Below are 26,123 nucleotides of genomic sequence, written 5' to 3'. Positions count from 1 at the left end.
GACCATCCCCATGCGTGTGATGCGAACCTGCTGGCGCGCCCTCGCGCTGGCCCTGGTGGCACTGGTGTGCGCGTGCGGCGACGCGCACGGACCTCCCACCGAACCCGCGCCGCCGGACGCGGATGGCGACGGACATCCGGACCGCGCGGACTGCGCGCCCACGGACGCGAGTCGCTGGAGGCTCGTGGGCGGCCTGTATCCAGATGCGGACGGCGATGGCGCCACGGGCCCTGGAGGTCCGGTCGAGGCGTGCGTGGGCGCGACCCTCACGGGCTACCGCGAGTCCGAGGGCCCCGCCGACTGTGACGACCACGACGCCACCACCCGGCGGACCCTCACGTACTGGAGGGACGTGGACGGAGACGGCGTGGGCGCGGACACGAGCCTCGACCTCTGCGAGGGCAGGCCCGTGCCCACGGGCTACGTGCTCGCCATGGCGGACTGCGCGCCCGAGGACGCGACGAGGTCCGTCCTCCGGGGGTACACGTTCCGCGACCTGGACGGGGATGGCCACTCCGTCCCCGGGGTGGGGCTGGTGTGCTCGCCGCCGGGTTCGCTCCCGCCGGGCTACCAGCTCACGCCCGCGCCGGGCGAGCCGGATTGCGACGACGCGGACCCGCGGACCTGGAACCCGGTGGTCCTCTACGTCGACACGGACCGGGACGGCTACGGGACGGGGGACGCGAAGTCGATGTGCATGGGAGAGACGCTGCCACCGGACCACGCGCTCCAGGGCGGCGACTGCGCCCCGGAGGACCCCGCCACCTGGCAGTGGCTCGCCTTCGACCACCGCGACGTCGACGGGGACGGGCACACGACCCCATCGTCCGGGAGGTGGTGCAGCGGCGCCACGCTTCCTCCAGGGTTCCTCGTGAATCCCTCCGGTGACGACTGCGACGACCACGACGCGACCGTCCAGAAGCGCTGGGCCGTCTTCGTCGACACGGATGGCGACGGCGTGGGCGCGGGCGGGCAGCGCTCGCTCTGCGCGACCACCACCCTGCCCCAGGGCCATGCCCTGACGGGGACGGACTGCGCGCCCACCGACCCGCTCCGCTGGCAGGTGCTGGCGTATTCGCACCGGGACGGCGATGGCGACGGCCACACCATCCCCGCGCAGGGCGCGCTGTGCGCGGGGGACTCGCTCCCCGCCGGCTACGCCACCAGCCCCCAGGGCCAGGACTGCGACGACACCCGGGCCACCGTGCACACCGCCCTGCGGGTCTGGAGCGACGTGGACGGCGACGGCGTGGGCGCGGGAGAACCCCGACTGCTCTGCACCAACGGCACCCCGCCGCCGACCTACTCGACCGAGGGGACGGACTGCGCGGAGGAGGACGCGACCCGCTGGCGCGTGCACACCTACTTCCACGTGGACCGGGACGGGGATGGGGCCACCACGCCGGAGCGCGGCCAGCTCTGCGCGCAAGAGACCCTCCTCGCGCCCTACTTCACCTCCGCCACCGGCGCGGACTGCGACGACACGGACGCCTCGCTGACACACTGGGACGTGCTGTACCCGGACCAGGACGGCGATGGCGTCGGAGCGGAGCCCCGGAGGGTGATGTGTATCGGCGGCGCCCTCCCGCCGGGATTGTCGCAACGCGGTGACGACAGTGACGACATGGACCCAGCCGTGACGGAGGACCCGGACGACGACCTGCTGCTGGAGGTCATCCTGGATTCGTGAGCTCGCCGCCCGGTCGGCATCCCCACCGACCGGGCGCCTCACAGACAGCCCCCGCAGTGCGCCATGAGACAGACTCAATTCATGGCTTGCGTTCAGACACATCCGAGGCCATTGTGTTCGACGGCGTGGGACACCACGCCTTCCATGACCTCTTCTCTCTGATTGCCTCTCGCGTCATGACGCGACCTCGCTCCCGCCCATCCCTGACACAGGGGATGACTGGATGAGCGATATCCCGTGAGCGTCCGCGAAGCAGGCAACCCACCAGACCTCGACCCCACGTCCGCTCGCGCGCCACCGCGCGTGTGACGGCGTGTCTCCAGTCCTCACCACGCGCCCTGGCGCGGAGCGCTCCTCGTGTGCGCGGTGAGGTCCACGCGAATCCTTTGCTCGCAGAGACCTGTATGCATTCCCAGAAGCGCAAGCTCACGTATCACGTCGCCACCACCCTCGATGGCTTCATCGCCCGCGAGGATGACTCCTTCGACTGCTTCTCCAACGTGGGAGACCACGTCACGGACTACCTCACCATGCTGCGTGCCTATGGCGCCGTGGTGATGGGCCGGAGGACGTATGAGATCGGCTTGAAGTTCAACGTGACGGACCCGTACCCGTTCCTGGACACGTATGTCGTCTCCCGGAGCCTGAAGGAGGCTCCGAATCCCCGGGTGAACCTCATCTCCGGAGACGTCGTCGGCGCCGTTCGCGCGCTGAAGGCGCAGGAGGGCAAGGACATCTACCTCGCGGGAGGCGGCGACCTGGCCACGCAGTTGCTCACGGCGGGGCTCGTCGACGAGGTGCTCATCAAGCTCAACCCGCTCGTGCTCGGCACCGGCATCCCCCTGGTGACGCGGCTGCCGTCGCACGTCCCGCTGGAGCTGCTCTCGACCAAGGTCTACCGGACCGGCGTCCTGCTGCTCCAGTACGCCGTCAATCCTTGAACCCAGTCCCGAGGACCGGGGACTCCGAATCCCCGGTCCTCACGTGCCGCGCGGAGGACCTCCTTCCCCCGAGTCGGGAGCGGCGGGCCAGGCGCGCAGGATGTATCCGGCGCGCGTCTGCGAGAACCACTCCACCTTGCCGGTGAGTGTCTGGGTTCCCCGCGTGATGCGAAGGCGCCTCCACACGGGGACATCCCGGTGGAGCCGCGCGTCCTTCGCGGACCACCACGTTCCGCCCGCGGCGGCCACCACGCGCGCCATGCACCGGTCCACCTCCGCCGGTGACAACCAGCGCAGTTGCTCGAGGATCCACAGGGGCCGCATGGGCACGGAGGCCTTCTGTCCGGTCACGGCCTCGAACACCTGGCGGCCGTCTACCTCGGGGACGAACCAGACGCCCGAGGGCCGCAGCACGGCATGCCCCGCGTACGTGTGACGCCCCTCTCGGGATTCGGCCGGGTAGATGACCACGTCCTCCGTGAGGACACCGGCCCGGGCGGCCCCCGCCAAGGGCGGCAGCCCATGCAGCGCGACCAGGGTGATGACACGCTCACCGTCTCCCTGGTGGCGCAATCGAAGCCGGCGCTCGCCCTCCACCCGTACCGTCCGGAGCAGCGACGTCAGGTGGAGCGACTCGGGCCGGAGGGAGGACAGCGACAGCTCCACCGTCTCGCCGACCCTGGGCTTCCAGATGAGCCGCTCGCTGGTGAGCCGCACCTGACCGGAGCGCGAGACGAGCGCGACGAACGTGCCCGAAAGCCCCAGGAACAGCCCGGCCGAGAGGACGTCCGGTGAGCCCGTCCCCGGAGCCGCCCGCAGCGTGAACAGCACGAAGAGGCCGTGGGCCAGGCAGGCGAGGAGCGCCACCAGCGCCCAATGCACCGGGGGCCACGCCCTCAACGGCAGCGTCTCGTAGACGACCACCTCCCGCTCCGCGAGCGCGAACGAGGACTGTCGACACACCAGGCCGTCCAACCGCGCCAGCTCCTCGTCGAGCACCGGCGCTCCCGACACGGGCGCGAGCGACGCCAGCCGGCGACGGACCAGCGCCTCCAGCCGGGCCCGCCGGTCGAGCAGCTCGCGCACGACGACCAGGATGCGCGTCTCTCCGGGCCACCCCTCCGACTCCGCGCGGCGGCGCGTACGCTCCAGCGCCTCGGCCACCTCCGGCGCGCTCCGCGCGCGCTCCGCGACCAGCTCCGGGTGCGCCCGCAGCCGCGACTTCCAACGCCCCCCGCGCAGCACGCCCTCCAACAAGGCCTCCCGCGCCAGGGCCCCCTCCAGGACCTCCGCGCGCCCCTCGAGTTGGAGGCGGACCGCTTCAGCCGACTGGGCCTGGGCTTCCCGGAGCATCCTCTATCTCCAACCGTTCACGATGCGCGCGGTGGCATCTCGCTCGCCGGGCGGCACCGGGCCCGCGATGACTTCCTCGCCGTGCGTGAGGTGGAGCTGCTGCTCCAGCGGGACGGTCCGGTCGACACGCGTGCCCTCCGCGGGCCAGACCGCGCCCCCCAGCGCGTTCGCCACCCCCACCAGCATCGCGTCCAGCTCCACCTCCGTCTGCCAGAGCAGGCCTTCCAACACCCAGTCCAACGGGACGGGCCCCCCGTCCAGGTCCCGCTTCGCCACGTTGCGGAGGAGCGTGCGCCCCGCCTGGTCTCCCGGGAAGAAGTAGACCCCGCGATGCAGCAGCACGACCTGCCCCTCGCTCCAGGCGCCATGGCGACGCAGCATGGCCGGGAAGACACAGGCCACCACGGGCAACGAGACGCGGGCCGCCTGCTCGCGAAGCTCCGGCGCGGAGAACAGGGTCAACAGCACCCGCAGGCGCTCCGCTTGTCTGCGCGAGGGACGCGGCAGTTGGACCTGCTGCCCATCCACCAGCGACAACTCCACCCGTCGCCCATCCACCAGCCGCGCGCTCTCCGGGCGGACGTCCTCCAGGCGCAGCGCAACGGCATGCCTGCCGCCACGGGGAATCCACACCAGCCGCGAGGGGGTGATCCACATCGAGGTGGAGGCCACCGCGGAGGACCAGAAGGCCGCGAACAGGACGGACACGACCAGCCCGGGAACCAGCGTCTGACTGACCGCGAAGGAGAGCCCGGTGGTGAACAGGACACCCTCGAGGAGCAGCCACACCAGCGTGGGCACGACCATGCGTCCCCAATGCAACGTGGACTCATCCCGCCCGTCGATGCGGAGCGAGAAGGGCTCGGTCGGCTCGCGTCGCAGGTCGGGCTCCTCTTGGTGGAGCTGCTCCAACAAGCGCAGGCGCTGCTCGAGCGACGCCTCGGAGGGCAGGAGGTACGAGAGCGACTCCAGCCGCCCGGTCACCTGCCGCGCCAGCCGCTCACGTCGGAGTCGCAGGGTCCGGATGACCTTCAGGATGGGCGCGTCCTTCGGCCAGCCCTCCAACTGCGCGCGGCGCTCCGTGCGCTCCAGCGCCTCCGGTAGCGCGGCCTCCCGCTCCAGCAGCCCGGTGACGAGGGAATGCTGCTGGAACAACCGCCATCGCCAGTCCTTGGGGCGGAGCAACGCCTCCAGCTCGCGCGTCTCGCGCAGGACGGACTCGATGAGCTCCACCCGGCCTTCCAACTGACGACGCGCGGACGCCTCGTCGGTCAGGACCTCCACCACCACCGGCTGGACTCTCGAGCGCTCGGCCATCGCCAGACAGCATAGCGGGGGTGGCCACTCTCTCGGGAGCCGCGCGGGCGGAGCCGGACCTTCGGGACGTGGCGTCCGCCGCCGCGCCCAGCCCCGTGCCCAGCACGTACAGCGCGACGGCGGCGAAGACGAGCAGGACCACGATGATGTGGACGGGCCTCAGCTCGGGCATGACCCCCGCGTCCCCCTCTTCCGACGTGCGCCTCGGCCCCTGGCTCGCGCCTCCCCCGGTCGCGAGCGATTGACTCCGCCCCTCACTCGCCCCGCTGCTCGCGCTCCAGCCGCCGCTGTCGCTCCCAGAGCTGGATCTCCATGGCCATGTCCCGGACCTCGTCCGACGTCGGTCGCGGCGACTCCGGCCACAGCCCCATCCCCCCGTCTCCCGAGGAGAGGGCCGCCACCTCTTCCAGCTCCGGGAACAGCGTCCGCGTCGGCGGCGGGATGTACAGCGGCCGCGGCGCCACGGAGGGCGCGGGCCAACCGGGCGCGACGTCGGGAGGCTCGGCGCCTTGGTCGACCGCCGCGGCGCTGCTCGGGGTGGGCGCCACCATGGGTGGCGGCAGGGTCGACACGGGCCCGTGCACGCGCTCCTGGGCGCTCGGCGGGAGCTCGGAGGTCGGCAGCGTGACGATGCCCAGGGTGGTGAGGATCTTCCTCCCCAGCTCCTGACGCCGCTCCACGATGGCCTGGGTCACGGACAGGCCCCGAGGCAGCACGGCCAGGGAACTCACCAGCTCACGGGTCGCGTCGTCCAGCGGTGGCGCGCACACCTCGGATGGGGACATGCGCTCGGACGCCGATTCTTCCTTCGGGGCCGCGGAGCCACCCACCTGGGGAACGGGCTCCGGTCCCTGCGCAGCGGGCGGAGGCGCCTTGGCGACGGCCCGCCGTGGCGGACCGTCGATGGAGGCGGCCTTCGATGACGCCAGCGCCGAGGAGTCCGGGACGGCCCCGATCGGCCAGGACGGCGTCATCCTCCCAGGAGGAACCCACACGTCGCCCAACACCCGCCCTGGCGGAGAGATGCGCCGAGGCGAGACCGCGGGGAGGCCGTCCCTGCGCCCACGCGACGCGGGCCGGGCGGCGATGGGCCGGCACGCCAGGGGTGATGGCCCGCGCGAGGTGGACGCCGCGTCCGGCCCCCGGGCCGCGCCGCGCACGTCCGGACGCGCGGGCCCGTCTCCCACGAGGTGCGGCGCCACCTTGCGCACGCGGGCGCCCCAGTCCACCGGAGGGGCTGCGCCGCCGCGCGCCTGGGCGTCCCGCGACCAGGACGCCGGCGGCGGGGACACGATGCACGGCGCCGTCAGGCTCACCGGAGTCGCCGGCCGCGGCTCGAGCGGCGGTGCCTTCACCGGGCCGGTGACGAAGCGAGACTCCGCGAGGGCCGCGGCGAAGTCACTCTCCTCCTCGGAGAACACGGACCGCGCCCAGGCCTTCATCCGTCCGGCGAGCGTGCGCAGCCAGGCGAGCCGCGGAGCGGTGTCGGAGCGCTCAGCCACGGGAGATGGCCCCGAAGACCAACGTGAGGGAGTCGATGGCGATCTGCTGCCCGAGCTCGTCCAGGGGCGAGGCGCGCCACGTCTTCGGCCAGGCCTCGCCCAGGTCCCAGCGCCGCCGCTCCGTCCGACCATCCGACGCCAGCAGGAGGACGGAGACGTTCTTGCGCAGGGGCGCGCCATTCATCGACGCGAGGAACCAGCGCCACAGCTCCGACGACCGGGTGACGCCATGGCGCAGCGTCAGGTCCCCCAGCGCCTCCGGCGGGAGCGCGCACCGCGCCTGGGCGTCCGGGGGCCTCGGCCCGACGTCCGGGGCGGAGCACCGCGTGAAGTGCCCCTCGTTCACCCCGTCGATGGACAGCTTGACGCTGTACGCGCGGAACGGGTCCACCCGCGCGCCCGTGTCCTGCTCCAGCGCCGCGACAGCGGCACGGGCCTCAGCCATGGGACACCTCCTCCACCTCCGCGCCTCCGGCACGCTGACCGACGCGGAGGACGATGAACTCCGCCGGCTTCACCGCCGCCAGTCCGACGACGGCGATGGGCTGTCCGGCGTCGATGCGCTCCCGGGTGTGGGGCCGCGCGTCGCAGCGCACGAAGAACGCCTCCTCCGGCGTGCGCCCCATCAGCGCGCCGTCGCGCCACAGCCGCAGCAGGAAGGCGTGGATGTCCCGGCGGACGGCCTCCCACAGCAGGGGCCCGTTGGGTTCGAACGCCGTCCAGCGGGTGCCCCGCGCGATGGAGGCCTCCACGAAGTTGACGAGGCGTCGCACGTTGACGTGGCGCCACTCGCTGGAGACCTCCGCCACGGTGCGCGCGCCCCACACGCGAAAGCCTCCGCGCGGGAAGGGGAGGATGCAGTTGATGCCCACCCGGGCCAGCACCCCCTGCTCCTCCGACGACACGTCGCGCACCACCCGGAGGACGCCGCGCACCAGCTCGTTGACGGGGGCCTTGTGCACGCCCCGGGTGACGTCCGTGCGCGCGTAGACACCGGCGACGTGGCCGGACGGAGGGACGTCGACCAGCGTCCTGCCGTCGCCGAACGGGTCGACCAGGGTGAGGAACGGGAAGTAGGTGGCGCCCGCGCCGGCGTCGGAAGCGCGGACACGCAGGCCCCGGGCGAGCCGCTCGACGTCGTCCAGGTCCCCGGGGGCGTCGAGGATGGCGACGCGGTCGCGCATCTTCTCGCAATGGGACAGCAGCACGTCCCAGGACGCCAGGTCGGTGAAGCCGGGCGCGGCGACCATCGCGACCTCCCCCACCTCCTCGAGCACACGCAGGCCTCGGAGCTCGCGCGCCTCGCCGATGTTGACGATGAAGCAGCGCCGGCCGCCGTTCTCGAAGAAGCCATGGACGGCGCGCCCGAGCGCGGTGCCCGCGGAGCCCGGGGGCGCGTACTCGCGGACGAACTGGGCCCAGCCGTTGACGGGCACGGCCTGGTGGAGTCGCGCCCCACGGACCGGCGCACACCCCACGAAGGCGGCGGTGGTCGTGGCCACGGCGTGGATGGAGCGGGTGGCGCCCGGGACCTCCTCCCCGTGGATGCCCGGCGTCAGGTCGTGGGGCACGTCACTCCTCCTTCGGCGGCAGGCGGATGAGCAAGGGCTGCGGCTCCGCGGCGAGCGCCTCCGGGGCCAGCGCCAGGAGCGCGCCGTTGGCGCGCACCTCCAGCCGCCCCAGCGCGTCCACCGGCGGCACGCGGGGGAAGCGGAAGCAGCCCTGGTCGTCCGTGCGGGTGGTGAGGCGCAGCGCGGGCAGCTCCACCAGCGCGCCGGGAATGGGCACGTCGCCCGGGCCCACGACGCAGCCGAGCAGCGCCTCGGCGGGCCCCGCCTGCGCGACGACGGGGAGGCGCACGGGCTGGAGGACGGGCCCGGGCCGCTCGCGGCGCACGGGCACGCGGACGCGGAAGGCGGGACGCGGCGCGACGCGCAGCCCCGTCCACACGGAGGTGGCCACGGGGGTCAGGTCCACCTCGAAGTCCGGCTCCTCCATCGCGGCGAAGACCAGCTCACCCAGCAGGCGGTGCGCCGCCTCGGGCGACGCGGCCCCCGCGGTGACGAGGTAGCAGACGGAGATCTGCAGCGGCGTGCGCCGGCCCGCCCGGGCCTGGGGCGCGGGCCCCAGCTCGAGCAGGTACAGACACACGCCCCGCTCGAGCGAGTCGCGGTCCGGGACGCCGAGGAACACGGGCGTCCCGCCGGCGATGCGGCCCACCCAGGCTTTCAAACGTTGATCGACCTCGTCGATCATCCGGGCCCCCCGCGTTCTCTGTGGGCCGGTGCTCACACGGGCGCGGGGCGCGCCACGCGTGAAGTCCGGGGGAGCAAGGTGGCATTGGCGGTGGATCGCCGGAAGTGGCCCTGGGGAGCGAGCGCGAGTCCACGCCTCAACACGCCTCGACAGTGGACACGGCATCCGTCACACGGCGCACACCTCCGCCGCGCCAGGTGCTCGTCGCGCACACCTCGCGCGTGGGCAGGCGGCCTCGTGATTCCCGTGTGGCGGGATAGCTCCAGTGCCGCCACCGTGAGCCCCCTTCCCATGCGGGACACGGGGCGGCGCGGCAACACCGTCACCTGGTGCACACCCGTCGCGCGGCACGCCCGGCCGTGGACAGTGGACTCGGCGCACTCCTGGAAAGTCCCGTGGGACCTGGGGGCGGCTTGCGCCGGGCTCGTCATTTTCGACGTCGTGGCTTCCGTTTCCGCCCCGGGCGCCGAATGATGGTCGCCGGGCCGGAACATCCTCCGTGGAACACCTCATGAAGATGGCGACACCTTCGACAAGACGCCGCACGACAGTCTTCCGACATGGTCCGGCGCTCGCCGGGCTCCTGGCGCTCGGCGCCGTCACCTCCGCGCATGCCCAGGAGGGCGGCGCGGAACCCTACCGCTTCGGGGTGCTGCTGGACGCGGGCGCGCCGCACGGCGTGGGGCTGTCCGCGGTGCTCAAGCCCCTGCCGTGGCTGCGGGTGCACGCGGGGCCCACCACCAACACGCTCAGCCTGGGCGTGCGCGGCGGCGTCAGCATCCTGCCGCTGCAGACCTTCATCGCGCCCTCGCTCAACGCGGAGGTCGGCCACTCCTTCGGCGCGGACTACAAGGAGGTCGTCGACTGGCTGGGCGCCACGCCCAACCGCAACTACGACTCCATCCGCGACGTCAGCTACGACTACGTCGCCGGCACGGTGGGCCTGGAGGTGGGCGCGGCCAGCCGCTTCAACTTCTACCTCCACCTGGGCCTGAGCTACGTGCGGATGGGCGTGGACGACGCGAGCGCGCTCCTCCAGGACGCCACGGACGACCCGGACGTCACCGCCCGGAACCTCACCATCCGCGCCACCGTCCCCTCCGTGAAGGTGGGCTTCATCTTCTACTTCTTCTGAGTCCGGAGCCCGACACCCATGAGAACGAACGCCTTCCGCGCCGCCCTGCTCGGCGCCCTCGCGCTCCTCACCACCGGCTGTGAGTCCCTCTTCTTCATCGAGGCCGAGGCCGAGGAGATCTGCAAGACGCAACCGAACGTCGACTTCCCCGGGGCGCCGCCCCTCACCCTGAGCCTCGAGCACACCCTGGAGTTCCCGCTGGGTGACGTCGACGCGCCGCTGCCCGAGGACGCCGACGTGGAGACGGAGCTGAAGCTCAAGGTCTTCGAGGTGACGGCCAGCACGGACCTGAGCGGCATCGAGCGCGCCAGCGTCTCCGTGCGCAAGCCCGGCTCCTCCGAGGAGATATTGCTGGGCGAGTTCCACCGCACCAGCACCGCGCCCACGCGGACGCTGCGGCTGACCAGCAGCGGCGCCGTGGACCTGCTGGACCTGTCGCGCGAGGACTCGCTCGACTTCGTCTTCGAGGCGCGCGGCTCGCTGCCCACCGAGGACTGGTCCGCGAAGCTGCAGGCGTGCGCGGGCGTGCGCGCCAAGGCGAACTACTTCGACCTCGTCTTCTAGCCACGCGCCGTCCACCGGCCCCGGAGGCGACGCTCCGGGGCCCGCCGTCCTTCCATCCCGCTGCACGCTCCCGGACACTCCGGAGGGCGCGCCCCACGCCTGCGCGACACATCCCGCGCGACGTGCCGCCCCGGGGCATTGTCGGAGGCCGACGCCGGCACTACCACGCCGGGCACACGCCCTCTTCCCGGAGCAGTGCCCCTCATGATCGTCGGCCGGAGACTCTCCTGGCGCATCCTCCTGCGTTACACGGGCCGGCCCGTGGCGATACACGTGCTCTTCGCCCTGGTCGTCGTCTCCGGCTACCGGCTGTTCGCCGCGGACTGGCTGGCGATGCCCGCGCTGCCGGTCACCCTGCTCGCCGCGGCGCTGGGGGTGCTGCTCGGCTTCCGCAACAACTCCGCCTATGACCGCTGGTGGGAGGCGCGCTCGCTGTGGGGCGGCGTGGTGAACTGGTCGCGCACGTTCGCGCGGCAGGTGCTCACGCTGCTGCCCCGCCCCAACCCGGAGCGCAACCTGCCCCTGACGGAGGAGGCCCTGGGCCTGGTGAGTTCACGCCTGCTGCGCACCGCGGTGGAGCTGCCCAGCCCGCTGCTGACGGCCACGGGGAGCCGGGCCAGCGACGGCGCGGTGAGGGATCGCTCCGGCCGGGCGCGGATGCCCTCCCGGGACGCGGCGCCGCCCCCCGCGAAGGTCTCCGCGGTGGACACCACCCCGGACGCCCAGGCCATGCCCCGGGGCGTCATCACCGGCATGGTGGAGGACATCACCGAGGACGCGCGCGAGCTGATCTACGCGCAGATGGGGTTCGTCAACGCCCTGCGCTGCCACCTGCGCCGGCAGGACCCGCTGCCGGAGATCATCGCCTTCTTCCGCCCCCCGGTCCTCGAGGCCCTGCGCGAGGAGCAGAACGTCCCGGCCGCCATCCTCCTGTGGATGGCCACCCGCGTGCGCCGCATCTACGGCCAGGTGTCCGACGCGCAGCAGGTGCTCTTCCTCCACGTCACCCTGGACAAGACGCTGTCGGAGCTGACCAACCTGCTGGGCGCCTGCGAGCGCATCAAGAACACGCCCCTGCCGCGGCAGTACGACAGCCTGCTGTTCGCCATGACGCGCGCCTACCTCGTCCTGCTGCCGCTGGGCGTGGTGGAGGACCTGGGCTGGCTGACGCCCGCGGTCACCGCCATCATCGCGTTCCTCTTCGTGGGCCTGGACGAGGTGGGCCGCGACGTGGAGACGCCCTTCGAGGACGACGTCAGCGACACGCCCATGACCGCGCTGTGCCGCACCATCGAAATCAACCTGCGGCAGATGCTGGGAGAGCCCCAGCTCCCCCAACCCGTCCAGCCCCAGCGGGGCCTGCTCTACTGAGCGTGAGCGACGACCGGCGCCACCGCGGCCGCGGGCTGAACGCCCAGGTACTCACGCCGCGTGCCCAGCAGGTTGTCGAAGAGCGGGTGCGTCACGCACCAGTTGGCGTTCTGGTCCCGGCCCATGTGGTGGTCGTAGTGCCAGGGCAGGTGCTCCTTGGCCCACTGCGGGTCCAGATGCGCGCGGCGGTGCACGCGGTAGTAGTTGACCGCGCAGGCCCAGAGGGTGCCCACGAAGAAGGGCGCCACCGGGAACAGCGGCGCGTGCGCGAGCGCCAGCGCCATCAGGCCCACCACCTCCTTGGCCTTCGCGGACCACGTCCACAGCGAGCGCATGTACTCCTCGTCCACCATGTCGTGCTTGCGCGACGCCGCGTGGTGTTCGCTCCAGTGGAAGTGCCAGAAGCTGTCCTGCTTGCGGCCCATGCCGTGGAGCACGTACCGGTGGAGCGCCCATTCCCCGAAATTGGAGTACGCCCAGCCCAAAGGAATGCCGATCATCGTTGCCTCCAGCAGGGCATCCGGCCGACGCCCCGCCCCCAATAATGACGATGTGGTCACTCTTTTTCTATCACGCAACGTGTCGGAGCGCATGATGACGAGCCGAGGAGAGACTCGGGGCAAGGGAGCGGACACACGCCCGGAGGCAGCCCGGCGTCCGGGACCGCCCGGTGGTCGCCGCGAGACACACCGGCGAGAGCGGACGAAGGAGCTGGAGGACGCGGCGCTGCGGCTGTTCGTGGAGCGCGGGCTGGACCTCGTCACCATCGACGACATCACCCAGGCGACGGGTGTGGCCAAGGGGACGTTCTACCGCTACTTCGAGGACAAGGCGGCGCTGGTGGACGCGCTCCTGGCGCCGGTGCGAGGCGAGCTGCTCGAGGGGTTGGAGGCCTGCGGGCGGGCGCTCGAGGTGGCGCGCGACGTGGAGGCGATGTTCGAGGCGTACCGCGCGGTGGCGGCCGTCATCGCCAGCGCGCTCTTGCAGTACCCGGGGGTGGTGCGCCTGTATCTCCAGGAGAGCCGGGGCCCCGCGGTGGGCGCGCGCACGAAGGTGGCGGAGCTGTCGAAGCTGGTGGCCCGCCACGCGGTGGACATCACCCAGAAGGCGCACACCCATGGCCTCCTGCGGCCGGTGCGCGCGGCGGTGAGCGGGCTCGCCGTGGTGGGCGCGGTGGAGCGGCTGCTCCTGGCGGTGCTGAGCGAGGAGGACATCGGCAATCCGCTGGACCTGCCGGACGCGCTCACCACGCTGGTGCTGGACGGACTGCGAGTGCCTCCGGGGGCACGTCCCGCGCGCCGGAAGTTGGACGGGGGGCCCAAGCGCCCTTAAGGGTGGGGCGTGGCGCGCAAGCGGGCCCAGGGCGGCTTCAGCATTCCGTGGTGGGCATGGCTGGCGGTGGCCGTGCTCGTGCCCGTGGTGCTGCTCAACGCGGCCGTCTCCTGGTTGGGGGACACGCACGTGGCGCCGCTGTCGCTGAACTTCATGGAGATGAAGGTGAACGCGCTGCGCAGCTACGCGGCGCACCGCACGTCGTGCCTGTTGGACGGGCACGAGGAGCTGGAGCCCCTCATCGACGCGGCCGAGCGGCGACACCGGCTCCCTCCGGGCCTGCTGCACGCGCTGGTGCAGGTGGAGTCCGAGGGGCGCGTGCATCGCATCTCACCCGCCGGGGCCATGGGGCCCGGGCAGCTCATGCCGACCACGGCCGCGATGCTGGGCGTCAAGGACCCGTTCGACCCGGAGCCCGCGCTGGACGCGAGCGCGCGTTACCTGGCCGAGCAGTTGCGCCGCTTCCGCGACGTGCGGCTCGCGGTGGCCGCGTACAACGCGGGGCCGGGCGCGGTGAACGGCCGCGTGCCCCGCAACGGCGAGACGGAGTACTACGTGCCCAAGGTGCTCGCGGCGTGGGAGCGTACGAAGCCACCCGCGCCCGCGCCGCGCCCCGCGAACGTCGCGCGTCCCGTGCTCGCGAGCGTCGCGAAGTCCGCCCGCGCCCCGGAGGAGGCTCCGGTGGCGACGAAGCCCTCCAGGCCCGCGCGCCCCCCGGTCCAGGCGAAGCCGTCGGAGCCTGTCCGGCCGCTGGCGAGCGCCTCGCGACCCGCCGCCGCGAAGTCGCCATCTCCGGTTCGCCCTGGTGCTGGAGCGAAGCCCGTCACGGCGTCACGCCCGGTGACTGCCCCCGCGAAGGCTTCGCCCCCGGTTCGGCCCGCGACTGGAGCACCGTCCGCCGTGGCATCACGCGCGGGCGCGCAGACGGCGGCCCCCGCGAAGGCTTCGCCCCCGGTTCAGCCGAGCGCCGGAGCCGAAGCCCCCGTGGCATCACACGGGAGTGCGCGGGCGACGCTCCCCACGACGGCTTCGCCACGGGCCCGGCCCGCCACCGGAGCAACGTCCGCCATGACGTCACGCCTGGGGCCCCAGACGGCAGCTCGCTGAAGCCTCGCCTCGCTCACCCCGAGGATGGGGGAAGGCGCCCCGTTGGCGTGCATCACGTCCGGGCCACGCCCAGGAAACGGCCTCCGCGCTCGACCTGCCCTTCGGGGGTCGAACAGGATTCCTCCTCGCCCCCTCTCAAACGCCCTGCTGCGCATCACGACGTTCATCGTCGTGTCGGCGCTCGCCGCGGCGGCGTGGTTCGCGGATGACATCCGCAAGATGCTCGGCCGCGCCACCGGGGAGTGCCGTATGAACTCCCCGATTCGCCGTGACGGCGGCGCCCATTCGCGCCACGCGAGGACCGCATCGGTCGGATGACCGACCTCCTCCCGATGACCGACCTCGGACGGATGACGGACGCGCAAGGCCAGACAATCGTGAGACGAGGGGACATTCCGCCACACCCCGCGAGGTCTCAATGAGCAAGCGATTGCGATTCATCCTCGGCGCAGCCCTGACGTTCCTCATGCTCGCCGCCGCGGGCCTGACGCTGTTCGGCGACAACATCCGCAAGCTGTTCGGCCAGAGCAGCTCCTCGCTCGCGGGCAACTCCGACGCCGCGCCCGTCGCCTACGGCAGCGCCTTCCAGCGCAAGAAGATGTCCAGCTTCGGGTCGAATACCGACGGGGACCCGCCGCCCCAGTCCCGAGAGCCCGCGCCGCCGCCCAACACCTTCACGCTCACCGCGACGGAGACCCAGTCCACCTTCGCCGTGGACGTGGACACCGCGTCCTATGCCCTCTTCCGGCGCACCCTCCGCGAGGGGCAACGGCCTCCCCCCTCCCAGGTCCGCGTCGAGGAGTGGGTGAACTACTTCGGCTACCGCGTCCCGGAGCCCACGCCCGAGGAGGGCGCCTTCCACGTCGCGCTGGAGGCCGCGCCCTCGCCCTTCTCCCCCAAGCAGCACATCCTCAAGATCGGCCTCCAGGGCCGCCACATCTCCCCCGCGCAGCGCAAGCCCACGCACCTGGTCTTCCTGGTCGACACCAGCGGCTCCATGGGCGGCGCCGACCGGCTCGGGCTCGCGAAGACGGCCATGAAGCTGGCGGTCTCCAACCTCAACCCCGCCGACACGGTGACCATCAGCACCTATGCGGGCGACGTGCGCACCGTGATGGAGACCACGCCGGCGCGGAGGCGCGAGGACATCGAGCGGGCCATCGACGCGCTGAACACCGGGGGCGGCACCGCCATGGGTGACGGCCTGGAGCTGGCCTACCGCCACGCCGCGACCCTGGCCGGACCGAACCGCGTCGCGCGGGTGGTGGTCCTCACCGACGGCGACACCAACCTGGGCCGCAACCTCACCGCCAGCACCATGCTGGAGGCCGTGAGCGGCTACGTGAAGGAGGGCGTCACCCTCTCCACCATCGGCTTCGGCATGGGCAACTACCGCGACGACCTGATGGAGAAGCTGGCGAACAAGGGCAACGGCAACTGCTTCTACATCGACTCGGAGAAGGAGGCCCGGCGCGTCTTCCAGCAGCAACTGGCCGGAACGCTGGAGGTCATCGCCCAGGACGTGAAGGTGCAGGTGGAGTTCGACCCCGCGGCGGTGCGCGGCTATCGCCTGCTGGGCTACGAGAACCGCGCCATCGCGAACTCGGACTTCCGCAACGACCGGGTGGACGCGGGCGAGATTGGCGCGGGCCACACCGTCACCGCGCTGTACGAGGTGGAGCTGACCGGCGAGGGCGAGCACGTCGCCACCGTGCGCGTGCGCTCGAAGCGTCCGGGCGGCACCGAGGGCGCCGAGCAGCGCTTCTCGCTCGAGCGCGCCCAGGTGCACGAGACGCTGGGCCAGGCCTCCTCCGACCTGCGCTTCGCCGTCGCGGTGGCGGGCGCCGCGGACCTGATGCGCGGGGTCGGCACCGAGGACGAGGACCGGGGCTTCTCCCGCGTCCAGTCGCTCGCCGAGGACGCCACCGACGGCCGGCCGGACCGCGAGGAGTTCGTCTCCCTGCTGCGTCAGGCCCGCACGCTGACCGCCCAACGCGTCGCCACGACGCCCTACTGAAGCGCGCGCGCCGCCGCCGCGTCCAACCACACCTCCGCGTCGCGGTGGAGCTGGAGGAAGGACGCGGGGCAGCGCGGCGTGACGGGCCCCTGCACCATCGCGCGCACCGCCTCCGCCTTGCCCTCACCGAAGGCCAGCAGCACCGCGCGCCCGGCCTGGAGCAGCGCGCCCATGCCCAGCGTCAGCGCCTCCATGGGCACGCGGCCCGGGTCGTCCCCGAACAACATCAGGTTCGCCACCCGCGTCTCGCGGCTCAGCCGCGTGCGGTGACACGCCGCCACCAGCGACTCCCCGGGCTCGTTGAAGGCGAGGTGTCCGTTGGCGCCGATGCCCAGGAGCACCAGCCCCAAGCCCCCCGCCCGGACCAGCGCGGCGTCGTAGCGCGCGCACTCCGCCTCCAGGTCCTCCGCCACGCCGTCGAGGAAGTGGATGTTGCCGGGCGCCAGGTCCACGTGCCGGAAGAAGTGCCGGTCCATGTACGCGCGGAAGCTCCCACCGTCGGTCGCGGGCACGCCCACGAACTCGTCCAGGTTGAACGTCCGCACACCCGACAGCGCCAACGCGCCTCGCCCATGCAGCGCCACCAGCTCGCGGTACACGTGGAGCGGCGTGCGGCCGGTGGGCAGGCCGAGCACCAGCGAGGGCCGGGCACGGACCGCCTCGGCGAGGCGCGTGGCGCATGCGGCGGCGGCCTGTTGTTCGGAGTCGAAGACGCGGATGTTCACGACCAGCCCTTCCCCTGCACGCCTCGCGGCGTCCGCGAAGATAGGGCGTCCCCACGCCGATGCGAGCCCTCGCGCACCGCCCCTTCACCGCGTCGTGACATGCCTCCCTCTCCGTCCATCGCCACCCCACGCATTGTTCCACTAGTACACGGATGCGGCGCGTCATCGCGCAGGAGATGCCATGCGGGCTCGCAGGAGGGCACGCGCGCGCGCGATAGAGTCGAGACATGGACCCCTTCGTCAGCCTCGACGCCACCGCCCAGGCCGAGCTCGTCCGCCGCCGGGAGGTCACCCCGCTGGAGCTCGTGGACGCGGCCATCGCCCGCATCGAGCGCTGCAACCCGAAGCTCAACGCCGTGGTCCAGACCCAGTTCGACACCGCGCGCGAGCGGGCCCGGGGGCCGCTGCCCGAGGGCCCCTTCACCGGCGTGCCCTTCCTGCTCAAGGACTTGATCGCCGCGCAGCGGGGCCAGCCCCTCACGGGGGGCTCGCGCTTCATGAAGGACTTCGTGCCCGACCACGACAGCGAGCTGGTGAAGCGCCACCTGCGCGCCGGGCTGGTGGTGCTGGGCAAGACGAACACGCCGGAGCTGGGCCTCCTGCCCACGACGGAGGGCGCGCTGTTCGGGCCCTGTCGCAACCCGTGGGACGTGGCGCGCTCCGCGGGTGGCTCCAGCGGCGGGGCGGCCGCGGCGGTCGCCAGCGGCATGGTGCCCTTCGCGCACGCGTCGGACGGGGGCGGCTCCATCCGCATCCCCGCGTCGAACTGCGGCCTGTTCGGCCTCAAGCCCACGCGGGGCCGCAACCCCACCGGCCCCGACCTGGGTGACGCGTACCACTGGATGATGGCCGAGCACGCCGTCACGCGGACGGTGCGCGACAGCGCCGCGCTGCTCGACGCCACCGAGGGTCCCGACCTGGGCGCGCCCTCGCTCGCGCCGCCCAGGAACCGCCCCTTCCTGATGGAGGTCGGCGCGCCCCCGGGCCGCCTGCGCATCGGGCTGTCGCTGCGCAACGCGGTGGGCGCGCCCGTCCACCCCGAGTGCCTGGCCGCCGTGGTCGCCGCCGCGCGGAGGCTGGAGGGCCTGGGTCACTCCGTCATCGAGGCCACCCTCCAGGTGCCGGGCGAGGAGGAGCTGGGCCAGCACTTCATGACGACCTGGGCCGCGGGCGTCGTCTACGGGCTCGACGCCATGGCCCGGCGCCAGGGCCGCGCCGTGGAGCCGTCCGACGTCGAACCCTTCACCTGGGCGCTGTATCGATATGGCCTGTCCCAGGGGCTCGCCGCGTATCTCCAGGCCGGAGCGGAGCTGCAACGCTTCAGCCGGGCCTTCGCCCACCGGTTCGACGAGGTGGACGCGTGGCTCCTGCCCACCGTCACCGAGCCCGCCCCGCTGCTGGGCTCCTTCGAGGCCCCCGCGGACGAGCCGCTCCAGCCGCTGTTCCGCGCGGCGGCCTTCACGCCCTACTGCCCCATGGCCAACATCGCGGGCAACCCGGCGATGAGCGTCCCGCTCCACTGGAGCCCGGAGGGCCTGCCGGTGGGCGTCCAGTTCATCGGGCGCTCCGGCGACGAGGCCACGCTGTTCCGGCTGGCCGCGCAGTTGGAGGCCGCACACCCGTGGACGCACCGGCGGCCCGCCGTGTCCGCCTGAACCACCCACCGTCGCGTCCGACGGCGAGCACGTTGACTGTTTTACCAAGGGCCCGGCGCGTCTTCCGTCGGGCGTTCGAGCAAACTTCCGCGCACGCGCGGGCGGCGTCGCGATACAACTTCTCCTCATGAAAGTCGCCGTGCTCACCGGCGGGGGAGACTGCCCCGGCCTCAACGCCGTGATTCGCGCCATCGTCCGCCGTGCCTCCGCCCATGGGTTCGAGATGATGGGCCTGAGGGATGGATGGAAGGGCCTGTTGGAGGACAACCACTTCCGCCTCACCCGTGAGACCACCTCCGGCATCCTCCACCGGGGTGGCACCATCCTCGGCACCTCCCGCGTCAACCCCTTCAAGGTGGAGAACGGCCTGGAGCGCGTGAAGCGCGCCGTGGAGCGCAATGGCATCCACGCCATCATCGCCATCGGCGGCGAGGGCACGCTGTCCGCCGCCACCCGCATGTCGCAGGAGGGCCTGCGCGTGGTGGGCGTGCCGAAGACCATCGACAACGACCTGAACGGCACCGACTTCACCTTCGGCTTCGACACCGCGGTGGCCATCGCCACGGAGGCGGTGGACCGGCTGCACTCCACCGCCGAGTCCCACAAGCGCGTCATCGTCTGCGAGGTGATGGGCCGCCACGTGGGGTGGATCGCCACCTACGCGGGCATCGCCGGCGGCGCGGACGTCATCCTCGTGCCGGAGGTGCCCGCGGACCTGGAGCGCGTGGCCGAGCACATCCAGCGCCGCCACGCCGGCGGCCGCAGCTTCTCCATCGTCGTGGTGGCCGAGGGCACGCGCATCAAGACGTCCCCGGACCAGAACGAGCAGTTGGTCACCAGCGGCGCGCTGGACGAGGCGGGCCGGCCGCGCCTGGGCGGCGTGGGCAACATCGTCGCGCAGGAGATCGAACGGCGCACCGGCTTCGAGACGCGCGTGTCCGTGCTCGGCCACATCCAGCGCGGCGGCGCCCCCACGGCACACGACCGCGTGCTCGCCACCCGGTACGGCGTGCATGCGTGCGACATGGTCGCCCGCGGCGAGTTCGGGAAGATGGCCGCGCTGCGCGGCAACGAAATCGTCAGCGTGGAGCTGTCCGCGGCCACCAAGGAACTCAAGAAGGTCCCTCGCGAGTTCTTCGAGGTCGCCCAGGTCTTCTTCGGCTGACGCAGTGCACCATCCCGAACATCGAGGGCAGGCGAGCCTCGGTGGTCGGCGCGCATCCGGTAGCATCGGCTCCCTCTTCTTCCTCCGCGAAAGGGATGGTGCCGATGCTTCCAGGCCGCATGATGGACTTCCCGCTCACGCTGACCCACTTCCTGGAGCGCGCCCGCACGTACTACCCGCGCTCGGAGATCGTCAGCCGCAACCCGGACAAGTCGATGCATCGCTACACGTACGCGGACTTCGTCCGGCGCACGTGCCAGTTGATGAACGCGCTGAAGCGGCTGGGGGTGAAGCCCGGGGACCGGGTGGCGACGTTGAGCTGGAACCACTTCCGGCACCTGGAGGCGTACTTCGGGATTCCGTCGATGGGCGCGGTGGTGCACACGCTCAACCTGCGGCTTCACCCGAACGACCTGGGCTACATCGCGCGGCACGCGGAGGACACCGTGGTGTTGGTGGACCGCTCGCTGTGGCCGCTGTTCGAGAAGTTCGCGGCGTCGGTGCCGAGCCTCAAGCACGTCATCGTCATCCCGGACGCGGGCCCGGCGCCGGAGGGGACGCTCGACTACGAGGCGCTGCTGGCGGCGGAGTCGCCGGAGTTCGAGCTGCCGAAGCTGGATGAGGACTCGGCGGCGATGCTCTGCTACACGTCGGGGACGACGGGCAACCCGAAGGGGGTGCTGTTCAGCCACCGCTCCATCGTGCTGCACACGCTGGTGTGCTGCATGCGGGATTTGACGGGCATCGGCGAGGCGGATTCGGTGCTGCCGGTGGTGCCCATGTTCCACGCGGCGGCGTGGGGGCTGCCGTTCGACGCCATCCTCACGGGCGCGCGGGTGGTGTTCCCCGGGCCGCACCTGGACCCGCCGTCGCTGCTGGACCTGATGGCGGAGGAGAAGGTCACCATCGCGGGCGGCGTGCCCACCATCTGGCTGGGCATCCTGGCGCTCCTGGACCAGGACCCGAAGAAGTGGGACCTGAGCGCGATGCGCACCATGTTGATTGGCGGCTCGGCGGCGCCGCCGTCGCTCATCGACGGCTTCCGGCAGCGGCACGGCCTGGAGGTGACCCACGCCTGGGGCATGACGGAGCTCAACCCGGTGGGCACGATGGCGAAGGTGAAGCAGGAGCTGCGCCACGCGGACGCGGCGACACAGTTGGGCGCGCAGGCGTCGCAGGGCTTCGCCCTGCCGTTCGTGGAGACGCGGGTGGTGAGCGAGTCGGGCCAGAAGCTGCCCTGGGACGGCGCCACCATGGGCGAGCTGGAGGTGCGCGGGCCGTGGGTGGCCTCGTCGTACTTCAGCAACGAGGGGCAGGACCGCTTCACGTCCGACGGCTGGTTCAAGACGGGCGACGTCGTCACGATGGACTCGGACGGCTACGTCCGCATCTGCGACCGGAGCAAGGACGTCATCAAGTCCGGGGGTGAGTGGATCTCGTCGGTGGCGCTGGAGAACGCGCTGATGAGCCACCCGGCGGTGCTGGAGGCGGCGGTGTTCGCCGGGCGCCACCCGCGCTGGGACGAGCGTCCGCTCGCGGCGGTGGTGCTCAAGCCGGGACAGACGGCGACGAAGGAGGAGCTGGCCGCGCACCTGTCGAAGCAGTTCGCCAAGTTCTGGCTGCCGGACGACTACCTCTTCGTCCCCCAGGTCCCGCGCACGTCCACCGGCAAGTTCCTCAAGACGAAGCTGCGCGAGGACTACGGTGACCACCTGATGAAGAACCCGGCCAGCGCGGCGGGGTGAGCGCCCTCAGTCCGGCGAGTCGATGAGCTGGAGCTTGCGCGTCCTGCACACGTCCTCGAAATCCTCGCGGTTGAAGGTGACGAGGGCGTGAAGGCGGTTCTTGGGGTTGAGCAGCATCAGGCGGACCACCCGGTCCACCAGGCTCAAGGCGCGGTAACCCGCGCCACGCTTCTTCAGCTCGTCGAAGCATTCCCCCAGCGCCTGCTCCCGCATCTTCCTGTCGAACAACATCGACAGGCGGTTGCGCTGTCGCAGGAGCTTCAAGTCTCGCTCGAGTTGCTTCATCGACTCGCTCCGCCGCGCCATGCGCGTGGAGACCGTCTCGTAGAGGATGGGCCAGGGGACGACGAGTTGGTTCGTGGCCGCGCCGAAGAGCTTCTCGAAGATGGCCACCGCGTTCGCGTGGTGGCCATCTCTCGAATCGTAGAGCGCGAGGAGGAAGCAGGCGTCGACGCAGACGTTCATGCGTCGTCCTGCTCTTCTCCCGCGACTTCGGAATAGCCGACCCAGGCGGCAGGCCGCCTGCTACCGAACAGCCACCTCCCGCTCCACTTCCCATCCTTGTCGGGCCCCACCAGGTAGGCCCGCCCCTTCTTCCCGACGATGGGCTTGAGCGCGCGCTTGAGCTGGAGCGGCGTCAGCTCCGTGGTGAACGTCGCCATGCCGTCACCACACTCCCGCGCATCCAGCTTCGCCAACCACCGATAGAGGTCGTCGTAGTTGCCGCGAAGCCCCAGGTCGAATGAAAGCCAGTACCGTGTCATGCCTCGTCCTCGCCGGGGGGGAGCGATATCCGATGAGACACCCGCTCGCGGCGGCTCACGTCTCTCACCTTCCAGGTCGTGGCGTCTACTTCCTACCTGACGCGGAATGACGAGGGTTTCGGGCGTCACGGTCAACGAATCGACGGGTGGCTGCATGCAGTCTCACAGGCTGGACGGTTTGCCCCCTTCCCGGGGGCATGCAGCACCGCTCTGCAAGGGGTACGCCTCACGCCCACAGCAACCAAAGACGAGGGGCCGCGCCCTTGACGGAACGCGGCCCCTGGTCGTGACGGGGATGCCCCCCGTCACATCATGGCGCGGCTCAGGTGCCGCCGAGGCAGACGCCACCGCAGGTGGGCTCGACCTGCCCCTCCGGCCGCAGGAACAGGTCCACCTGCTCGCGGCCCTGGGCATTGCGGCGCACGCCCTCGTGCACCGGGTTGTCCTGCTCGGGCAGGTTCGCCACCGTGCCCGGCAACGGCGACGGCAGGCCGAAGTCGAACTGCACCAGCGCCGACGTCTCCACCGTCCCCTCCTCCGAGGGCAGGAAGGGCACCCGCCACGTCGCCGGGAGTTGCTGCGTCAACCCCATGGCCCGCGAGTGCAGCTCCGTGGCCACGTTGGGCACCTGCGCATCCCCCAGGCCGTACTGCACCAGCACCCGACGCGACGCCGGGCCCCCCGCGTACAGCGCGTCCAGGACGTGCGGCGCGTAGGTGATGGGGTCGATGCGGTCGAAGCTCGTCTGCGTGAGCGCCGCGAACTTCTGCTGGTCCAGCGCATCCGGCACCGCCTGCGCGATGGCCTGGAGGAACATCGAGAAGGGCTTCGCCCGGAACATCATCAGCGAGAAGTTCGCGCCGCCCACGCTCAGCACCGCCCGCGAGACATGCGGCGCGAGCGCCAGGTACGTCCCGCCCAGGATGTGCCCCTGGCTGATGCCGTAGTAGTAGGTCTGGTCCGGGTCGTAGACGAGCACCCCGCCCTCCTTCAGCTCCGCCACGTCCTTCAGCGTCGTCCGCGCCGCGTACGTGACGGCCATCTGGTTCACCATGCCCTGGTGCACGCGGTCGGTGAACCGCAGCGTCTGCGCGGGCTGCTGCGCCATGGCCCCCAGCACGCCCGGCGCGTCCGCCTGCGACATGCCCCACCAGTCCACCGTCATCACCACCATCTTCGTCGCCTGCACGAAGGGCCGCACGAAGGAGCCATCCGCCTCGCCCTGGCTGCCGAAGAAGCCGTGCCCGAACTGGAGGAAACGCACCGGCGCCACCGACTGCCCCCAGACGCTGCGCGGAATCTGGAGCGTGAAGGGCACCTCCGCGTCTCCGTTGCGCGTCACCCGCCCCTGCGCGTCACGCGCGAGCAGCGCCCCGGGCTGCGCCGACTCCATGAACAGCGGCACCCGCAGCGTCCCCTTGATGCGACGGAAGATGTTCGCGTCGACCTCGTCCTTCACCTCCGTCACCGTGACGACCGGAGGCGTGGCCGCCATCGCCTCCATCGACAGTCGACGCACGTCGAGCATGTCCCGCGTGACGGCCTCCTCCGTCTCCGTCGTGAAATCCCACGCCAACTGGAGCTCCTCGCGCGGCACGCCCGCCGAAGCCAGCATCGGGAAGATGGCCTCCTCGTAGTGACGGGCCAGCGGCGCCAGCAACGGGTCCCCCGTCGTCTGTCCGTCGCGGATGCGGCGGAAGCCCTCGGGCACCGGGACGGGCGTACCGTCCTTCGCCTTCAGCCCTCGCAACGCGACGATGTAGCGCGCTCCGTTGCGCAGCCGCTCCACCGGCCGCACCAGCAAGGCGCGACGCGCGTCCTCGCTCGCGCGCGGGTCCAGCTCCGCGAAGTGCAGCACGCCCTTTCCCGCCTCCACGTCCCACAGCACCGTCGCGCCAGACACGGACGCCGTGGGCGCTGCCACCGGCGGAAGGTTCGTCGCGTCCACCCCGCCGGGGAACACCGCCAGCAACTGCGAGCCATGTGAATAGCCATCCGCCGGATGCAGGTCCGTGAAGTCGAACGCGGACCCGTCCCTGGCCTTCAACTTCGCGGACGCGGTGAGCGTCACCCGGTGCCCGGACGGCAACGACGCGTCTTCCTTCAGGAAGTAGTCCGACGGGAACGGCAACAGACAGTCATGCTCCGACGCCAGCGGGTTGCAGCCCTCCGGCACCACCAACGGCGGCAGCTCCTCCGCGCCCGAATCCGGCGTCCCCGAGTCAGGAACCCCTGAATCCGGTACCCCCGAATCCGGAGTCCCCGAGTCCGGGCGAACGTCCTCGTCCTCCGAGTCCGAACACGCGGTGACCGACAGCAACGAGAACAGCAGCGCCCACGCGCCGCGCTTCCTCATCCGCTCCAACATGGTTGATGGCTCCTCGCGAAACACCCGTCGTGATGTCACGAGGATGTAACCGAAGCCCCTGTCTGCAAAGCATTGTCTGACGACACACCGCGCCACGCACAGACAGGACATGCACCGGGTGCGGCCCTCGGTTCGCACGTGGCGGACTCGGTGGCGCACCCTCCGTGAGAGGCATTGCCGCACCTGTCTTCCAGAGGACGCCCCGAAGCCGGCCCCGGACGCGTGGTTGTGATTCCCCGTGCGCCCATCGCGCAATCGGGGCGTACTGCCGCGCCGCCGCGAGCATCACCGACGACACATGTCTCATCGTTGTTTCAGTCTGCGATTGCACCGCTTGCACGAAGTCCCCATAGAGCACGCCTCGGGGCATGAAGCGCCGTTCATGTCGTGGGCCCGTGGTTCGGCGGGTGCGCCGCTCGACAAGCGTTACCTGGTGGACGAGGTCCGAGCACCTGGAGGCACAAAGAGGCGAGCCCCGCCAGTCCAGGTTAAGTTGGGCGCACCATGCCGTCCGTGAAGCAACTGCGCCCGTTCGCCCTGGCAACCCTGGAGGCCTTCCTCGACGCCTCCGGTCCGGTGGTGCTCGTCCAACAGCCGCCCGAGCCCGTCTTCCAGCAGGTCGCGATGCGACTGGGAGAGGCGCGCACCGTGGGCATGGCGCATCGAGCGCGGTTGGTGGATCGCCTCTTCGTCATGCTCCGGGGCTTCGACGCGCTGGAAGTCCACTTCCTGCGGCCCGTGGTCGACGGGCAGGAGCTGACCGTGGGGCGCATCGAGGGTTGCGCGCTGGTGGTGCCCGACCCCTCGGTGTCCAAGCATCACGCCACGCTCCGGTGGCATGCGACGGCGGGGGACTGCTCGGTGCGGGACGTGGGGTCGATGAACGGCACGTGGGTCAACACGTCCTCGCTCACGCCCGAACAGGACTTCATGCTCACCGACGGCGACGCCCTGGGTTTCGGCGACGCCCAGTTCCTGTACCTGCGCACGGAGACGCTCCACGCCCACCTGCGCATGGCCAGCCCCGGAGCCCGGAGCTGACGGGAATGCCGCGACCGGCCCGCGCGTAGGCTGACCGCTCGGCCCCGGGCCGGGCGCCTGTCGTTCCCCCGAGGC

At 71.6% G+C, this 26,123-nt stretch carries 23 protein-coding genes; 12 read left to right on the top strand and 11 right to left on the bottom strand.

The window, feature by feature from the left end; genetic code table 11:
• Nucleotides 1-10 precede the first annotated feature (10 nt).
• Nucleotides 11-1,690 (top strand): hypothetical protein, encoded by a 1,680-nt coding sequence (locus tag LZ198_RS36500; protein ID WP_253976760.1) that lies wholly within the window; start codon nt 11-13, stop codon nt 1,688-1,690.
• Between the two features lie 404 nt (nt 1,691-2,094).
• The gene (locus LZ198_RS36495; RefSeq protein ID WP_253976759.1) at nt 2,095-2,631 is read left to right on the top strand and encodes a dihydrofolate reductase family protein; all 537 of its coding nucleotides are present in this window, start codon (nt 2,095-2,097) and stop codon (nt 2,629-2,631) included.
• Nucleotides 2,632-2,670: 39 nt separating this feature from the next.
• Here LZ198_RS36495 and LZ198_RS36490 read toward each other — a convergent pair whose 3' ends face one another.
• The 6 genes from LZ198_RS36490 to LZ198_RS36465 all read right to left on the bottom strand — a co-directional run bounded on the left by LZ198_RS36490 (nt 2,671) and on the right by LZ198_RS36465 (nt 9,059).
• Complete coding sequence (locus LZ198_RS36490) at nt 2,671-3,984, bottom strand: hypothetical protein (RefSeq protein ID WP_253976758.1); 1,314 nt, start codon at nt 3,982-3,984, stop codon at nt 2,671-2,673.
• Nucleotides 3,985-3,987: 3 nt separating this feature from the next.
• A complete protein-coding gene (locus tag LZ198_RS43315; protein WP_267145504.1) occupies nt 3,988-5,301 on the bottom strand; it encodes a hypothetical protein in 1,314 nt (437 codons plus the stop codon).
• Between the two features lie 254 nt (nt 5,302-5,555).
• Nucleotides 5,556-6,803 (bottom strand): hypothetical protein, encoded by a 1,248-nt coding sequence (locus LZ198_RS36480; RefSeq protein WP_253976757.1) that lies wholly within the window; start codon nt 6,801-6,803, stop codon nt 5,556-5,558.
• Complete coding sequence (locus LZ198_RS36475; protein WP_253976756.1) at nt 6,796-7,248, bottom strand: phage tail protein; 453 nt, start codon at nt 7,246-7,248, stop codon at nt 6,796-6,798. Before LZ198_RS36475 ends, LZ198_RS36480 begins: the two co-directional genes overlap by 8 nt.
• Nucleotides 7,241-8,374, bottom strand: coding sequence for a phage tail sheath family protein (locus LZ198_RS36470; protein ID WP_253976755.1), 1,134 nt, complete (start codon nt 8,372-8,374; stop codon nt 7,241-7,243). Before LZ198_RS36470 ends, LZ198_RS36475 begins: the two co-directional genes overlap by 8 nt.
• 1 nt (nt 8,375) lies before the next feature.
• On the bottom strand, nt 8,376-9,059 hold the full coding sequence (locus LZ198_RS36465; protein ID WP_253976754.1) for a carboxypeptidase-like regulatory domain-containing protein: 684 nt from the start codon (nt 9,057-9,059) through the stop codon (nt 8,376-8,378).
• Between the two features lie 511 nt (nt 9,060-9,570).
• On the opposite strand from LZ198_RS36465, the gene LZ198_RS36460 reads away from it, so the two are divergent.
• From LZ198_RS36460 to LZ198_RS36450, 3 genes are all read left to right on the top strand, one after another.
• Complete coding sequence (locus LZ198_RS36460) at nt 9,571-10,194, top strand: hypothetical protein (RefSeq protein ID WP_253976753.1); 624 nt, start codon at nt 9,571-9,573, stop codon at nt 10,192-10,194.
• Between the two features lie 18 nt (nt 10,195-10,212).
• On the top strand, nt 10,213-10,758 hold the full coding sequence (locus LZ198_RS36455) for a hypothetical protein (RefSeq protein ID WP_253976752.1): 546 nt from the start codon (nt 10,213-10,215) through the stop codon (nt 10,756-10,758).
• A 204-nt stretch (nt 10,759-10,962) separates the two neighbouring features.
• Nucleotides 10,963-12,129: a bestrophin family protein gene (locus tag LZ198_RS36450; RefSeq protein ID WP_253976751.1), complete on the top strand. Its 1,167-nt coding sequence runs from the start codon at nt 10,963-10,965 to the stop codon at nt 12,127-12,129.
• Here LZ198_RS36450 and LZ198_RS36445 read toward each other — a convergent pair.
• A complete protein-coding gene (locus LZ198_RS36445) occupies nt 12,123-12,629 on the bottom strand; it encodes a hypothetical protein (protein WP_253976750.1) in 507 nt (168 codons plus the stop codon). The genes LZ198_RS36450 and LZ198_RS36445 overlap by 7 nt on opposite strands.
• A gap of 91 nt (nt 12,630-12,720) precedes the next feature.
• Here LZ198_RS36445 and LZ198_RS36440 point away from each other — a divergent pair, with 91 nt between their 5' ends.
• The 3 genes from LZ198_RS36440 (at nt 12,721) to LZ198_RS36430 (ending at nt 16,585) form a co-directional block, all read left to right on the top strand.
• Nucleotides 12,721-13,461: a TetR/AcrR family transcriptional regulator gene (locus LZ198_RS36440; protein ID WP_253976749.1), complete on the top strand. Its 741-nt coding sequence runs from the start codon at nt 12,721-12,723 to the stop codon at nt 13,459-13,461.
• A 9-nt stretch (nt 13,462-13,470) separates the two neighbouring features.
• Nucleotides 13,471-14,568, top strand: coding sequence for a lytic transglycosylase domain-containing protein (locus LZ198_RS36435; protein ID WP_253976748.1), 1,098 nt, complete (start codon nt 13,471-13,473; stop codon nt 14,566-14,568).
• A 418-nt stretch (nt 14,569-14,986) separates the two neighbouring features.
• The gene (locus tag LZ198_RS36430) at nt 14,987-16,585 is read left to right on the top strand and encodes a vWA domain-containing protein (RefSeq protein ID WP_253976747.1); all 1,599 of its coding nucleotides are present in this window, start codon (nt 14,987-14,989) and stop codon (nt 16,583-16,585) included.
• On the opposite strand, the gene LZ198_RS36425 is transcribed toward LZ198_RS36430, so the two are convergent.
• Complete coding sequence (locus LZ198_RS36425) at nt 16,579-17,310, bottom strand: glucosamine-6-phosphate deaminase (RefSeq protein WP_253976746.1); 732 nt, start codon at nt 17,308-17,310, stop codon at nt 16,579-16,581. The genes LZ198_RS36430 and LZ198_RS36425 overlap by 7 nt on opposite strands.
• A gap of 227 nt (nt 17,311-17,537) precedes the next feature.
• On the opposite strand from LZ198_RS36425, the gene LZ198_RS36420 reads away from it, so the two are divergent.
• From LZ198_RS36420 to LZ198_RS36410, 3 genes are all read left to right on the top strand, one after another.
• Complete coding sequence (locus LZ198_RS36420; RefSeq protein WP_253976745.1) at nt 17,538-18,965, top strand: amidase; 1,428 nt, start codon at nt 17,538-17,540, stop codon at nt 18,963-18,965.
• A 127-nt stretch (nt 18,966-19,092) separates the two neighbouring features.
• Nucleotides 19,093-20,130, top strand: coding sequence for a 6-phosphofructokinase (locus LZ198_RS36415; RefSeq protein ID WP_253976744.1), 1,038 nt, complete (start codon nt 19,093-19,095; stop codon nt 20,128-20,130).
• Nucleotides 20,131-20,234: 104 nt separating this feature from the next.
• The gene (locus tag LZ198_RS36410) at nt 20,235-21,875 is read left to right on the top strand and encodes a long-chain fatty acid--CoA ligase (protein WP_253976743.1); all 1,641 of its coding nucleotides are present in this window, start codon (nt 20,235-20,237) and stop codon (nt 21,873-21,875) included.
• Between the two features lie 6 nt (nt 21,876-21,881).
• Here LZ198_RS36410 and LZ198_RS36405 read toward each other — a convergent pair whose 3' ends face one another.
• The 3 genes from LZ198_RS36405 to LZ198_RS36395 all read right to left on the bottom strand — a co-directional run bounded on the left by LZ198_RS36405 (nt 21,882) and on the right by LZ198_RS36395 (nt 25,007).
• Entirely contained in the window at nt 21,882-22,340 is a 459-nt protein-coding gene (locus LZ198_RS36405) for a hypothetical protein (protein WP_253976742.1), read from the bottom strand.
• Nucleotides 22,337-22,639 (bottom strand): hypothetical protein, encoded by a 303-nt coding sequence (locus tag LZ198_RS36400; protein WP_253976741.1) that lies wholly within the window; start codon nt 22,637-22,639, stop codon nt 22,337-22,339. Before LZ198_RS36400 ends, LZ198_RS36405 begins: the two co-directional genes overlap by 4 nt.
• 322 nt (nt 22,640-22,961) lie before the next feature.
• The gene (locus LZ198_RS36395; RefSeq protein WP_253976740.1) at nt 22,962-25,007 is read right to left on the bottom strand and encodes a hypothetical protein; all 2,046 of its coding nucleotides are present in this window, start codon (nt 25,005-25,007) and stop codon (nt 22,962-22,964) included.
• Between the two features lie 504 nt (nt 25,008-25,511).
• On the opposite strand from LZ198_RS36395, the gene LZ198_RS36390 reads away from it, so the two are divergent.
• A complete protein-coding gene (locus LZ198_RS36390) occupies nt 25,512-26,048 on the top strand; it encodes an FHA domain-containing protein (protein WP_253976739.1) in 537 nt (178 codons plus the stop codon).
• Nucleotides 26,049-26,123: the final 75 nt, after the last annotated feature.

The sequence above is a fragment of the Myxococcus dinghuensis genome (genome assembly GCF_024198235.1).
Taxonomy (GTDB): domain Bacteria; phylum Myxococcota; class Myxococcia; order Myxococcales; family Myxococcaceae; genus Myxococcus; species Myxococcus dinghuensis.
The sequence above is the reverse complement of the archived record's forward strand: the minus strand, read 5'-3'. Positions and strand labels throughout refer to the sequence as shown.